We start from the raw sequence: 12554 nt of genomic DNA, 5'->3' as shown, positions 1-12554 counted from the left end.
ATTATTGGAGGATTAAATATGAATAACAAAATTTCAGTTGGAGATAAGGTTGTTATGAATGACAACTATAGAGTGTCAGAAAAAAACAAAGGGATTGAATTTGTAGTAAGAAGTAAACCATTTGATTTATGCGGAACAGTATGCGTAATGTTGGAGAATTACAGAGGCGGTTATGCATTAGATGGGTTAACTAAAGTAAAGTAGAATTTAGCTGAGAAGCAGAAAAGGAGATATGCATGAAACTTAGAGTAAGAGAACCAAGGACAACAGAATACTGTTTCCGTTTGGATAAGAATGATGATTTATATATCAACTGTACATGGGCGAGATTCCTCCTTAACCACGATACTTATGTATTATCAATAGAATCAGATTGTGGCTCGTTTTCATATGGATGGAGCGTGACAGAATCAGAGCCGTTTAAAGCTCTTATGGCTCGAATTGATAAATGGTACCTTATGGATAAGATATCATCTAGGAATGTATTAAATTTAGAGGAAAGCAAAAGAAAAACCATTGAAAATATAAGAGAGTCGTTTGCGTTTGAACAATTACCTACATCGCAGCAGGAATATCTTGTTGATGAAATTAGTGATATTGAGTCAAATACAGAAGAAGGCTTTTATCGTGAAGTAGATACTGCATTATATTCAGGGATTAGTTCTGAAAATATTGAAACAGAAATGGACTATCCGCTTAGAGCGCAAGTGATATGTAACTTCTTTGAGAAATATCTGCAACCAGAGTTGCGTAAACAAGAAAATTAAAATTTAAGGGGTAGGTAAATGGGCGAATATAATAGATATTCAAACGATAATATAAGACCTGTCAAGTTTAAAAGAGAGATAGTTAAAGTGGTATCAGTATCATTATTTGACAAGTGGAATATCCCACCTACAAAAGCTTATGTCCGTTATCAATGCGATTATAAGGGAATCGATATGAGCAAGCCCTTAAAAATACACACAAGAAAAAACGGCACTAATTATGTGTGTTTCAATGGGAAAAGATATGATATTGATATAAATTCAAAAGAAAATGAACAACAGATAAACTAAAATTCGCACGGTGCAAATGAAAGGAGATTGTGTATGAGATTAATTATAGATGAGGAAATTCAAGGATTCAATATGGAGCATCAATCAGTACGTGATGTTGCTAAAAAAATAGAAGAAATCTTAGATGAAAATGTAATTGAGATAAGGATAATAAAAAAAGCCACGCATAGTGGTGGCTCTTGCAATTCTAAAGATTCTTTTTCAAATAGTCGGAATCACATATAACATTTCGCCAAGCAGCAGTACCGGTTAATTCCCCTACAAAAATTCTATCATCTGAATCAATTATTTTATCTATTTCCTCACGAATAGTTACGCAAGTTTTATCTGTTGAGATAAACCAAGTTGATTCAGTAATACGTGCCCAAACTGAGTAAGCTTTAAGGTATTTATACAAATCGTCATAGTTTTTTCCACTTTTGCAGAGATCATAAGTAATGATTTTAGATGTAGCCATAAATATATCCTTTCATATAAAAATAAGAACAAGAGTTCACCGATTAATTTTATTATATCCAATGGGAAAGGAAGTGTCAATCATGAATTTGGGTGAGATTTTACTAGAAGAAAGAAAACGGCAAGGCATATCACAGCAAAAATTAGCAGATATGGCTTGCGTGACCAAAAGGTCAATAGTCTATTGGGAAAAAGGGAGTAAATGCATGAGTGTAGAAAGTGCAGATAAAGTCTTTAAAGCATTAAAAGTATCTATAACGTTGGGGAACGATAGTTCACTAAACTAAAATCTGCACGGAGTAAAGAAAGGAGGATGGGGTTATGGATGAAGTAATAAATAAATTCATGGCCGGAGTTATCGAAAAATTTGGTACAGATACAGCGAGTAACCTTAGAAATATGCTTTATTTAGCATTAGATGGTTATGAGATATGTAAAAAAGAGACAAGCCTTATAATCCCATCAATCCAAGAAAATGAAAAGCTGATAGCAATGTTCTTGATTGCAAAGAAAGTTGAAGGTTGCACCGTGCGAACCATAGGCAGCTATAAAGGGGTATTACGGTTTTTTCTTCGGATAATCGGAAAACCTCTTTTAGAAGTGACCACCAATGATATTCGAATGTATATAGCAAAAAGAGATATACAGGACAGAGTGTCGAAGACCACACAGGATAATGATCTGCGTGTATTGCGCAGCCTTTATGCATGGCTGACAGCGGAAGAGTACATAATCAAAAATCCCACACTAAGAATAAAGGCCATTAAGAAGGAAAAGCGGATTAAAAAGCCTTTTACAGAAATAGAGATTGAGAAGCTGAGGCGTGCATCAGAGAGAAAAAGAGATTTAGCCGTTATAGATGCCCTCTTAAGTACGGGAATGAGAGTGGGAGAAATAGTCCAACTAAATCGCCAGGATATTATAAATGATGAATGTATCGTATTTGGTAAAGGTGAAACAGAAAGAGTTGTATATTTTAATGCAAGGGCAGTAGTATCCTTAAACAATTATCTTCAGGAGCGCACAGATAATAATGAGGCATTATTTGTAAGGTCAAGAAAGCCGTATAATCGCATTGGAGAATCGGCTATAGAGGATATAGTCCGTAAGGTCGGCAAAACGGCAGGGGTAAACAACGTTCATCCTCATAGGTTTAGGCGAACTACTGCGACAATAGCTTTAAACAGGGGAATGCCTATAGAACAAGTTCAGAAAATGCTAGGGCATAAACAGATTGACACAACGATGATATATGCTCAAAGTGCCCAGGAAAATCTAAAAGCGAGCCATAAAAAGTATGTAATTTAATAAAAACTAATACTGATATTAAGGATAAATAGGTATAAAGAATACATATTTTCTCTAAAGTTGATAGTAGTACGACCTATTTATATGATATATTGTGTATAGTGGTAAAACGTAGAGAGACAGAAAGCAAAGAAAAACTTTCCGTCTTTTTTATTGCTTAAAAAGGAGGTGAGGTCAGATGAATAGCGTTGATCCAATTAGAAGTACAAAAGATATTAGTAATTTTGTAGATTATCTTAGAGGTAAAAATGAAAGAGACTATATTCTGGCTCTTACCGGGTTTTATTCAGGATATAGAATTTCTGACATTTTAAATCTAAAGGTTAAAGATTTTCATAACAGAGATTATTTTTATTTCAGAGAGAAGAAAACTAAAAAGCAGACTAAGCTTTTAATTAATCCTATCTTGAAAAAAGCTGCTAATGAATATATTGAGCAGAATGACTTAGAAGATAATGATTATATTTTTAAAAGTCAAAAAGGTTACAATCAGCCTATTAGTAGACAAAGGGCCTATAAGGTTTTGAAAGATGCAGCTAGAGCTGTAGGTTTGCAGGGCAATTTTGGTACACATAGTTTAAGAAAGACAATGGGGTATCATTATTATCAGCAGACTAAAGATGTTGTAACTTTAAAGATGATATTTAATCATTCGTCGGTTGATGTAACCTTAATTTATATAGGGATTACACAGGATGTAATGAACGATAAATTGAAAGGTTTTAAATTGTACTAAGAATGTTACATATTGAAAAATTGAAACATGATACTGATAAATTGTGAGTCTGAAAGACATTGAAAATATTAGATTGTTTAGAGCAATTATATTTATTAAAAGGATATTTAAAAATATCTTTTTTTATAAAAAATCAAAAAAACGTTACACAATGAAAGAACGTAACATTTAATATTTTAAAATGCTCTAAAGCCTTGAATTTATTATAGATTAAGGGTGTTTTAAAAACATTACACAATTTTAAGATATGTCACTTTTACTCAAAAATGGAATTGAGGGATGAAATGAAAAAATCATGTGTTTATTGTGGAAGAATCCATGATACAAAGTTTGATTGTGGAAAGAAACCTAAGAGGTTTAAGAAAGCCAATGACAAGAATAAGTTTAGATGGTCGAGGAAGTGGAGAGAAAAAGCACTGCAGATAAAGGAGAGGGATAAATACCTTTGTCAATTAGCATTAAGAGAGAATCCACCACGATATGTATATACAAACTTAGAAGCCCATCACATCATACCGATAGAAGAGGATTGGGATTTAAGGCTTGACGATGATAACCTTATCACTCTATCAGAAGAGTACCATGAAAAGGCAGAGCGTGGAGAGATACCAAGGGAATTACTTTTAAAGATAGCGAGGGAGAACAATGACAGATAATATAAACGCATATATATGTTTAGACTGTGGTAAAATCTCAGGGCCATATCCAAAGCGCAAAATGAAAACAATGGATGGAAGGTTATGTGATAAGTGTAGTGGCAAGTTAATTCCTGCGTATGTAGGGATTGATTTAGCAAGTGGAGTTGAACGTAGTGTTGAGCAAGGTGGACTTAGTCCAGCAACGTGATAAGCATCCCCCCAGGGTGTCAATGATAAAAAATTGAAGCTCGTGGATACCACAGCCCCACCTAATTAAACAAAAAATTCCCACATCAACTTTTCATAAAGATTCTAGGAAAGGAGAGTTAAATATGCCAACACCAGCAAAATCATATGAAGTACTTGTGACAGAAGGCAAGTCCCATAGAACCAAAGCAGAATTAAACGCAAGGAAAAACGCAGAGGAATCACTTGCTACAGGAGTAGAAATTAAAGAACGCCCTGAGGTTGCAAATAATCCAATAGCCCATAAAGAGTTTTTAAGGGTAAACAAACTGCTGAAAAAAATAAAAAAGAATGATGCCATATATGAGCCTGTTATTAATAGATATTGTATGCTTCAGGCCGAATGTAAGGATTTTGAAGAAAAACGAGAATCTTTCTACAATGACTTACAGGAACTCACTGAGGATAAAGATGATCTTATTTCTAAAGATGAAATGTCCTTAAGCACTTACTATAAGCATAAGAATGCAATACAATCATCAATTATAAATTTAGATAGGCAGGTACAGGCTAAGCGAAAAATGATTCTGGATATAGAAAAAGAAAATCTCATGACTATAGCAGCAGCACTGAAGAGTATTCCTAAGAAAGAGGAAAACAAAGAAAATAAAATATTAGAGGTGTTACGAGGTGGTCGTAAACAGCAAGGCGTATAGATATGCCACATGGTGTATACAAAATGGCAATAATAAAGTACCTATTTATGTTAAAAAACAGGCTAAAGATTGGATTGACATTGTAGACGGTAATCATCCTGAAGCCTACATAGATGATGAGGCTTTTGAAAAGATTGAAAGTCTGCTTCATTTAATGATTCATCCAGATTTAAGATGTACTATGGATGAAGGGTTAGAAGATTACGCATGGCTTTTAATAGTGGCTGCACTATGTACCAAGCTTAGAAATTCACAAAATTTGGACATACGGTATTACACAACCGTTGTACTAGAAATTTCAAGAAAGAATTTTAAGACATTTAATGCAGCAGTTATTTTTATTTTATTGCTTCTTACTGATCAACAATTTTCGAGATTCTTTTCTGTTGCTCCAGATTTAAAACTTTCATCAGAATTAAAGGTAGCACTTAAAAAATAATAAAATCAAGCCCTTTACTTGCAGAAGAAAATATTTTTAAAGTGCTTCGAAGTGAAATAAGATGTGTATTAACAGACAGTGAGTATATACCGCTTGCTTATTCAGAGGATAGAATGGATGGTAAACTTGCTAATGCTTTTTTAGCGGACGAAGCGGGGGCTATGGACTCTTATCCAATTGAAGCCATGAGATCATCACAAATCACATTGTTTAACAAGCTTGGGATTATAATTTCTACACAATACCCAAATGACAACAATGGTATGATAGATGAAATAGATATTTCTAAAAAGGTACTTGATGGCTTAATAGAGAACAAGCGGAGATTTTCATTATTATATGAGCCGGATGAAAAGTATATGCAGGATGACCTCTGGCAGACAGAAGATTTGGTTATTTATCAAAGTAATCCAGTTGCAGTAGCACATAAATACATCTTTGAAGCAATAAAAGAAATGCGAGAGATGGCAGTCCTTTATGAGAACAAGCGTGAAAATTACCTATGTAAACATAATAATATTAAGTATAAAGGGCTTGGTGTTGAGGGGTATATTGAAATTACTAAAGTCAGACCATGCAAAGTAAAGGAAAACTTAGAATTTTGGAAAGGCAGAACTGTTTATCTTGGCATAGATTTATCCATGTCAGATGATAATGTTTGTGTGGCAATGATATGTATAGATGAGTTTGGATTTATTCATGCTAAAGTATGGGGGTTTATACCTAAGGATAAAAAACGTATAAAAACTAAAAAAGAAGATGTGGATTATGACAAGCTTATAAAGCTGGGTGCATGCTTTGAGTGTGGTGATGAAGTAATTGATTATGGATTTATTGAAACCTTTATTATTGGTGAAGATGAAACTGGTAAAAATGGAATCCAAGATAAATATAGTGTTGAGATTAAGCAAATTGGATATGACCGATGGAATGCTATAAGTACAGTACAGAAATTAGAAAAGGCGGGATATGAGTGCGTTGAAATTAAGCAACACAGTTCTGTTCTTCATATGCCAACAAAATTATTAAGAGAATATATTTTAAAAAAGAAATTTAATTATGATGAAAACTTAATGCTTGAAATTAATTTTCAAAATGCTAAGTGCACTGAAGATACAAATAAAAATAAATATGTTAATAAAAAGAAATCAAGTGGCAAGGTTGACCAAGTAGTCGGGTTAATCAATGCCACTTATTTGTTACAGCAAGAAATGCTGTTTGGGGTAGATGATTTTACCGTACAAGTAATTTAGGAGGTGTTATTATTAAATTTTTTAAGAGAAATGAGACAAGAGCTGATCCGATTAATGCAAATGAAAATCCAGTAGATGAAACTTTGTTAAGGGCATTGTTAGGAAATAGTGAGTGTAGTAAAGCTGATGCTCTCAATATTCCAAGTGTGAAAGGGTGTATCAAATTTATTGCTGATATAGTAACCATGTTACCAATAAAGCTTTATAAGAATGAAGATGGTAAAGCTGTTGAAATTAAAAATGATATCCGGGTTAAAATACTAAACAATGAGACAGGTGATACATTAAATGCGGAACAGTTTTGGAGAGCAATAATAGCAGATTATTTCCTTGGAAAGGGCGGGTACGCTTATATTAATAAGCAAGGGAATAAATATATGAGTTTACATTATGTTGACGAAACTTATATTAGTGTAAATAAAAATACTGATCCAATTTTTAAAAATTACAACATATGTGTTAACGGTAAGCTGTATGAACCCCATGAATTTATAAAAATTCTAAGGAATACTAAAGATGGTGCTAAAGGTCACAGTATAATTGAAGAAAGCCCATTAATATTAAGCGTAGCAATAAATACCTTAAAATTTGAAGATAATTTAGTAAAAAAAGGTGGAAATAAAAAAGGCTTTTTAAAATCAACCAAAAAACTAACGCAAGAAGTAATAGATATGCTTAAAGTAGCTTGGCAAAGATTATACTGTAACAATAGTGAAAATGTTGTAGTGCTTAATGACGGATTAGAATTTCAAGAATCAAGTAATACGTCAGTAGAAATGCAGCTTAATGAAAATAAAGAAACTAATTCTACAGAGCTGTATAAATTGTTTACAATGCCAGCTAGTGTAATAAATGGAACAGGAACAAATGCAGATTACACAAAGGCATTTAAAATGGCAGCATTACCAGTAATAAAAACAATAGAATGTGCACTTAATAGAGACTACTTACTTGAAAAAGAAAAGGAGTCTTTTTATTATGCCTTTGATACTAAGGAAATGCTGAAAGGGGATATAAAAGAACGCTATGATGCTTATAAAACGGCTCTTGAATCTAACTTTATGCAAATAGATGAAGTGAGGTTCATGGAAAATCTTCCAGCCTTGGGACTAAATTGGATTAAGTTGGGGCTTGATAGTGTGCTATATGATCCTACAACAAATGAAATTTATACAGCTAATACAAACATGAAAACAAATTTAAAAAAAGTAAAAGGAGGTGAAGAGGTTGAGAATTGAAATTAGAAGCGATTGCGTATTGCTCGACGGATATGTAAATGCCGTTGGTAGAGATTCTAGACCTATTATTACTGCTGATGGTAAATGTGTAGAACAGATTGAACCTAGAGCTTTTGAAAGAGCTTTACAGAGAGCGCCAAATGTTGATTTATTGCTTAACCATAACAAAAATAGAAAGCTTGGCTCTACAACGGATAAAAACCTTGAATTATTTGAAGACAACATAGGCCTTAGAGCAATTTGTACAGTAACAGATGCGGAAGTAGTTCAAAAGGCCAGAGAGCAAAAATTAAAAGGTTGGTCTTTTGGGATGTTCACAATTAAGAGAACCTTAGAAGAAAGAGCTAATGACATACCTAGAAGGCATGTTGAGGAACTTGATATGTTTGAAGTATCTATAATTGATGACAGAATGTCACCATGTTATATAGGAACATCCATAGAGCAAAGAGCAGATAAAGAAATGGTTGCAGAGCATAGGGGGATGAATTTAGAGCTGTAACTGTAGATGAGTCTAATAAAACAAATATTGATTATTCAAAATATGAAAACAGAATTAAGAAGATAAAAGGAGAAAAAAAATGGTAAAACGTATTGCTGAGTTTAGAGCTAACTTAAAAAGCTTAGAAGAACAGAGAAATGATAAGGTTGCAGAGGTACAAGCAATTGTGGAGGGTGCGAAGTCTGAAACAAGAGCCTTAACTGAAGATGAAGTTACTAAGTTTGACAATTTAGAAAAAGAAATTGCTGCTATTGATAAGACTATAGCAGCGGAAAAACGTGCTAGTGCACTAGAAATAATTGAAAACAGGGGAAAAGATGAACCTGAAGATAAGAATAAAACAAAAGAAGAGGCAGAAGTTAGAGCGTTTGAATCTTATTTAAGAGGTGTGGCTCCTGAGGAAAGAGCTGATGTAAATTTAACTACTGGCGATAATGGGGCTGTAATACCAGCTTCTATTGCAAATAAGATCATAAAAAAAGTTGTTGATATTTCACCGATTTACAGCCTTGCTACAAGATATAATGTGGGCGGAACATTGTCTATTCCATATTATGATGAGTCAACTCAGTCAATCACAATGGCTTACGCTACGGAATTTAATGAGCTTGAATCAAAAAGTGGAAAGTTTAAAAGTATTGAGCTAAAAGGATTCTTAGCTGGGGCCCTAAGTAAAGTATCAAAATCATTAATAAACAATTCTCAGTTTAATATTGTTGAATTTGTTATTAATGCTATGGCAGACTCTATTGCTGTGTGGATTGAAAAAGAGTTGTTAAATGGAACAACAGATAAAGTCACAGGGTTATCTATGGTAACTCAGGTTGTAACGTCAGCTGCTTCTTCAGCAGTTACAGCAGACGAACTTATTGATGTTCAGGAAGAAGTCCCAGATACATATCAAAACGCTGCAATTTGGATAATGAATAAAACAACACGAAAAGCAATCCGAAAGTTAAAAGATTCTGAGGGCAATTATCTTTTAAATAAAGATGTAACTGCTAAGTGGGGATATACATTACTTGGAAAAGATGTATACACTTCTGCAAATATGCCAACTATGGAAGCTGGAAAAACTGCAATTTATTATGGTGACATGAGTGGGTTGGCAGTAAAATTATCAGAGGATGTAAGTATTGAAGTATTAAGAGAAAAGTTTGCTACTCAGCACGCTGTTGGGGTTGTTGCTTGGGTTGAACTTGATTCAAAAATCGAAAATGGGCAGAAGATTTCAGCATTAAAGATGAAAGCTGTTTAGGAGGTAACATATGAAAATTAAAGCGTTAGTTAATTTTTCTGGCGCTTTTTCTATGTCTAAAGGTGAGGTTTTAGAGTGTAATGATGAGTTTATACTCCAAGACCTCACAAATGCCGGTTACATAGAAGAAGTAAGCGACAAGGATGTGAAGTCCGATGAAAGTAAGTGAAATATCAAATAAAGAAATTGCTGATTATTTAAGACTTGAAATTGATGATTTAACAGAAAATGAAAAAACCACAATTACAAATCTATTGGATATTGCTAAAAGCTTTATTAAATCATATACAGGGTTATCTGACATAGATACACATGAAGATTTTGTAATTGTGGTCTATATTCTAGTTGAGGATATGTATGATAATAGAACTCTATATGTAGATAAGAATAACCTAAATAAAGTTGTTGAAACGGTTTTAGGTATGCATTCAACTAATTTACTATAAGGGGGAGTAGTATGAGTTTAAGTAGTAGATTAAATTGCAGAATTGATGTTTATGGAAAAAAAGACTATATTAATGCACTTGGTGAAGATGATTATATTTATGAAAAACTAAAAAGTATATATGCAGAAATAACTCCAAGTGGGGGGAGCCTTTTGAGCGGTGAAGGAAATACCACTCATGCAGATATTTCTCATAAATTTGTAATCAGGTCCAATTCTATTTCAAACTTATCCAACGACATGTACTTTATATTTAAGGCGCAAAGGTATGATATTAAATACTTTAACCCTAATTATAAATATAGAGACAGAATAGAAATATTTTGCAGTTTAATTATGGAATAGGAGGAGCTGGTGGATACTTTAGATGACCTTTCAAAGGATTTAATTTCTGCTGCTTTAACTTTAAATAAAGGGAACCATGCAAAACAGTTCCTGAGAAAAGAAGGGACTGACTTGAAAAAAGTTACTTTGTCTGAAGCTAAAAGTAAGATAAGGAAAAGAACAGGAGGCCTTTTTAAAAGTATTAAAAAAGGAAAGGCATATAAATATAATGGTGATTTAGCAATTAGGGTTTATGCAGGAAAACCCGGTCACTTATTAAATAATGGTCATAGAATTGTTGACAAAAATGGTACAGAACATGGATTTAAAGAGGGCGTACACTTTTTGGAAAGTGCAGAGTCAAAGTTTGAGGGTACATTTGAAACAGATACCTTAAAATGGATTGACGGTTTACTTGATAATTGTGGGCTGTAAGGTGGTGGTTATATGATTACATATGGTGAAATTCATGAAGCTATTGTTAATAAAGTAAGAGGTCATTTTCCTAAAATTAAAATACAGGCCTCAGATAATGAAAAAGGATTAGTTCGGCCATCATTTAGAGTGACTTTTGATAGTGTTAGTTCAAGCAACTTTATGAATACAGCTCAGGACAGGAGCATACCAGTCAGGATATTGTTTTTTCCATCGGATAGAGAAAAATATAGGCTTGAAATACTTGATATTCAATGGCAATTAGTAGACCTATTTTTAATAGGTAATATTACTACCAAAAGTGGTTTTATAATTGAAACTCATGAGTGTGAAAGTGAAACCGTAGACGGTGTATTGCATTTTACCTTTGACCTTGAACTGTATGAGGACTTAATCATCACTGATGATAGAGAATTGATGGGAGATATTGAACTACAGGAAAATGTAAATAAATAATAGGAGGTAAGAAAATGGCAGATATAGGACTACCAAATGTGTCACTTGTATTTACAGGACTTGGAACCAGTGCTGTAAAAAGAGGCAGCAGAGGTGTAGCGTGTCTTATTATATCGGATGATACAGATAAGACTTTTGATTTCGTAGAATACACGAGTATTGACGATTTGACAAGTAATGAAATTAAAAAGTATACAGCTACTAACTTGCAATACATAAAAGATGTACTAGCTGGCATTCCATCTAAATTAATTGTAGCAAGACGAAATGTTGCAGGAACATTGCCGGACATACTTGCTAAGATAAAAGGTAAAAAAATGGATTGGATTGGATTAGCTGAAGCAGAAGCAGCAGATCAGACAGCATTGGCAACCTGGATTAAGTCTGTTAATACCAGTGAGAAGAAAAAGTATAAGTGTGTTGTATATAATGCAACGACAACTGATGATATTCATGTTGTTAACTTTGCAAATTCTGATGTTACCTTTACTGATGCCAGAGGAAAAGTAACAGGAGAAAAGTTTGTATCACGGTTAATCGGTATGTTGGCAGGGCTACCACTTACAAGGAGTGCAATTTCCTACTCATTTACGGATTTAAAAGCAGTAACAGAGCCAGTAGATTTAGCGTCAGCAGTGAATACTGGCAAATTTGTACTATATAATGATGAGGGCATTGTTAGAGTGGCAAGGGGTGTAAACAGCCTAATAACTACTGGTGATGGTGTTACGGATGATTTTAAGCACATAATGATTATTGAAACCCAAGATTTGATTTACAATGACATTATCACTACTTGGAAAGACTCTTACAAAGGTAAGTATAAAAACAGTTCTGACAATCAGCACTTACTGATCGGAGCGATTAATAGCTACTTCAAGGCATTAGAAAAAGAGGGCCTGCTTGATGATAGTTATAATAACCTCGCTAGAATTGATGTTGAAGCTCAGAGAATGGCTAATGTGCCTAAATATGGTGCTGATGTTGTTGCAACTTGGGATGATGCAAAGGTGCTTGATATGACCGTGGGAACGCAGGTCTATATAAAGGCAGATGTAAAAATCCTAAATGCAATGGAAGATTTCAGTATGGTAGTTTCAATGTAA

Annotated in this window: 21 protein-coding genes; 20 read left to right on the top strand and 1 reads right to left on the bottom strand. The window is 33.6% G+C overall.

The window, feature by feature from the left end:
* The first annotated feature begins 18 nt into the window (after window positions 1–18).
* The 4 genes from Ami3637_RS16705 to Ami3637_RS16690 are packed head-to-tail and all read left to right on the top strand — an operon-like array spanning window position 19 to window position 1283.
* Window positions 19–204 carry a hypothetical protein gene (locus tag Ami3637_RS16705; RefSeq protein ID WP_162360752.1) on the top strand — a complete coding sequence of 62 codons (186 nt, stop codon included), beginning with the start codon at window positions 19–21 and terminating at the stop codon, window positions 202–204.
* Between the two features lie 32 nt (window positions 205–236).
* Complete coding sequence (locus tag Ami3637_RS16700; protein ID WP_162363559.1) at window positions 237–767, top strand: hypothetical protein; 531 nt, start codon at window positions 237–239, stop codon at window positions 765–767.
* An 18-nt stretch (window positions 768–785) separates the two neighbouring features.
* Window positions 786–1058 carry a hypothetical protein gene (locus tag Ami3637_RS16695; RefSeq protein ID WP_162363558.1) on the top strand — a complete coding sequence of 91 codons (273 nt, stop codon included), beginning with the start codon at window positions 786–788 and terminating at the stop codon, window positions 1056–1058.
* 33 nt (window positions 1059–1091) lie between these two features.
* Window positions 1092–1283, top strand: coding sequence for a hypothetical protein (locus Ami3637_RS16690; protein ID WP_162363557.1), 192 nt, complete (start codon window positions 1092–1094; stop codon window positions 1281–1283).
* Here the strand turns inward: Ami3637_RS16690 and Ami3637_RS16685 are convergent.
* Window positions 1246–1515 (bottom strand): CRISPR-associated protein Cas2, encoded by a 270-nt coding sequence (locus Ami3637_RS16685; protein WP_162363556.1) that lies wholly within the window; start codon window positions 1513–1515, stop codon window positions 1246–1248. The genes Ami3637_RS16690 and Ami3637_RS16685 overlap by 38 nt on opposite strands.
* Before the next feature lie 61 nt (window positions 1516–1576).
* Here Ami3637_RS16685 and Ami3637_RS16680 point away from each other — a divergent pair, with 61 nt between their 5' ends.
* The 16 genes from Ami3637_RS16680 (at window position 1577) to Ami3637_RS16615 (ending at window position 12554) form a co-directional block, all read left to right on the top strand.
* Window positions 1577–1801 (top strand): helix-turn-helix transcriptional regulator, encoded by a 225-nt coding sequence (locus Ami3637_RS16680; protein ID WP_243158056.1) that lies wholly within the window; start codon window positions 1577–1579, stop codon window positions 1799–1801.
* 34 nt (window positions 1802–1835) lie between these two features.
* Window positions 1836–2822 carry a tyrosine-type recombinase/integrase gene (locus Ami3637_RS16675; RefSeq protein ID WP_162363555.1) on the top strand — a complete coding sequence of 329 codons (987 nt, stop codon included), beginning with the start codon at window positions 1836–1838 and terminating at the stop codon, window positions 2820–2822.
* A 178-nt stretch (window positions 2823–3000) separates the two neighbouring features.
* Window positions 3001–3558 carry a tyrosine-type recombinase/integrase gene (locus Ami3637_RS16670; protein WP_162363554.1) on the top strand — a complete coding sequence of 186 codons (558 nt, stop codon included), beginning with the start codon at window positions 3001–3003 and terminating at the stop codon, window positions 3556–3558.
* 284 nt (window positions 3559–3842) lie between these two features.
* Window positions 3843–4214 carry an HNH endonuclease gene (locus tag Ami3637_RS16665; RefSeq protein ID WP_162363553.1) on the top strand — a complete coding sequence of 124 codons (372 nt, stop codon included), beginning with the start codon at window positions 3843–3845 and terminating at the stop codon, window positions 4212–4214.
* A gap of 314 nt (window positions 4215–4528) precedes the next feature.
* On the top strand, window positions 4529–5098 hold the full coding sequence (locus Ami3637_RS16660; RefSeq protein ID WP_202931068.1) for a hypothetical protein: 570 nt from the start codon (window positions 4529–4531) through the stop codon (window positions 5096–5098).
* Window positions 5073–5537: a hypothetical protein gene (locus Ami3637_RS17750; protein ID WP_243158055.1), complete on the top strand. Its 465-nt coding sequence runs from the start codon at window positions 5073–5075 to the stop codon at window positions 5535–5537. The genes Ami3637_RS16660 and Ami3637_RS17750 overlap by 26 nt, the downstream gene beginning before the upstream one ends.
* On the top strand, window positions 5534–6790 hold the full coding sequence (locus Ami3637_RS16655; RefSeq protein ID WP_330586950.1) for a terminase TerL endonuclease subunit: 1257 nt from the start codon (window positions 5534–5536) through the stop codon (window positions 6788–6790). The genes Ami3637_RS17750 and Ami3637_RS16655 overlap by 4 nt, the downstream gene beginning before the upstream one ends.
* A 95-nt stretch (window positions 6791–6885) precedes the next feature.
* Window positions 6886–8028 (top strand): phage portal protein, encoded by a 1143-nt coding sequence (locus Ami3637_RS16650; protein WP_202931067.1) that lies wholly within the window; start codon window positions 6886–6888, stop codon window positions 8026–8028.
* The gene (locus Ami3637_RS16645; protein WP_243158053.1) at window positions 8018–8530 is read left to right on the top strand and encodes an HK97 family phage prohead protease; all 513 of its coding nucleotides are present in this window, start codon (window positions 8018–8020) and stop codon (window positions 8528–8530) included. The genes Ami3637_RS16650 and Ami3637_RS16645 overlap by 11 nt, the downstream gene beginning before the upstream one ends.
* A gap of 79 nt (window positions 8531–8609) precedes the next feature.
* Entirely contained in the window at window positions 8610–9788 is a 1179-nt protein-coding gene (locus tag Ami3637_RS16640) for a phage major capsid protein (protein WP_162363552.1), read from the top strand.
* 10 nt (window positions 9789–9798) lie between these two features.
* Window positions 9799–9957, top strand: a complete 159-nt coding sequence (locus tag Ami3637_RS17155; protein ID WP_202931066.1) for a hypothetical protein — start codon at window positions 9799–9801, stop codon at window positions 9955–9957.
* Complete coding sequence (locus Ami3637_RS16635; protein WP_162363551.1) at window positions 9944–10234, top strand: head-tail connector protein; 291 nt, start codon at window positions 9944–9946, stop codon at window positions 10232–10234. The genes Ami3637_RS17155 and Ami3637_RS16635 overlap by 14 nt, the downstream gene beginning before the upstream one ends.
* Before the next feature lie 11 nt (window positions 10235–10245).
* The gene (locus Ami3637_RS16630) at window positions 10246–10578 is read left to right on the top strand and encodes a phage head completion protein (protein ID WP_162363550.1); all 333 of its coding nucleotides are present in this window, start codon (window positions 10246–10248) and stop codon (window positions 10576–10578) included.
* 9 nt (window positions 10579–10587) lie between these two features.
* Complete coding sequence (locus Ami3637_RS16625; RefSeq protein ID WP_162363549.1) at window positions 10588–10992, top strand: HK97 gp10 family phage protein; 405 nt, start codon at window positions 10588–10590, stop codon at window positions 10990–10992.
* 12 nt (window positions 10993–11004) lie between these two features.
* Window positions 11005–11448 (top strand): phage tail terminator family protein, encoded by a 444-nt coding sequence (locus Ami3637_RS16620; RefSeq protein WP_162363548.1) that lies wholly within the window; start codon window positions 11005–11007, stop codon window positions 11446–11448.
* Between the two features lie 14 nt (window positions 11449–11462).
* Window positions 11463–12554 carry a phage tail sheath C-terminal domain-containing protein gene (locus tag Ami3637_RS16615; protein WP_162363547.1) on the top strand — a complete coding sequence of 364 codons (1092 nt, stop codon included), beginning with the start codon at window positions 11463–11465 and terminating at the stop codon, window positions 12552–12554.

The organism is Aminipila terrae (genome assembly GCF_010120715.1).
GTDB lineage: Bacteria > Bacillota > Clostridia > Peptostreptococcales > Anaerovoracaceae > Aminipila > Aminipila terrae.
This window is presented reverse-complemented; position numbering and strand designations above follow the sequence as displayed.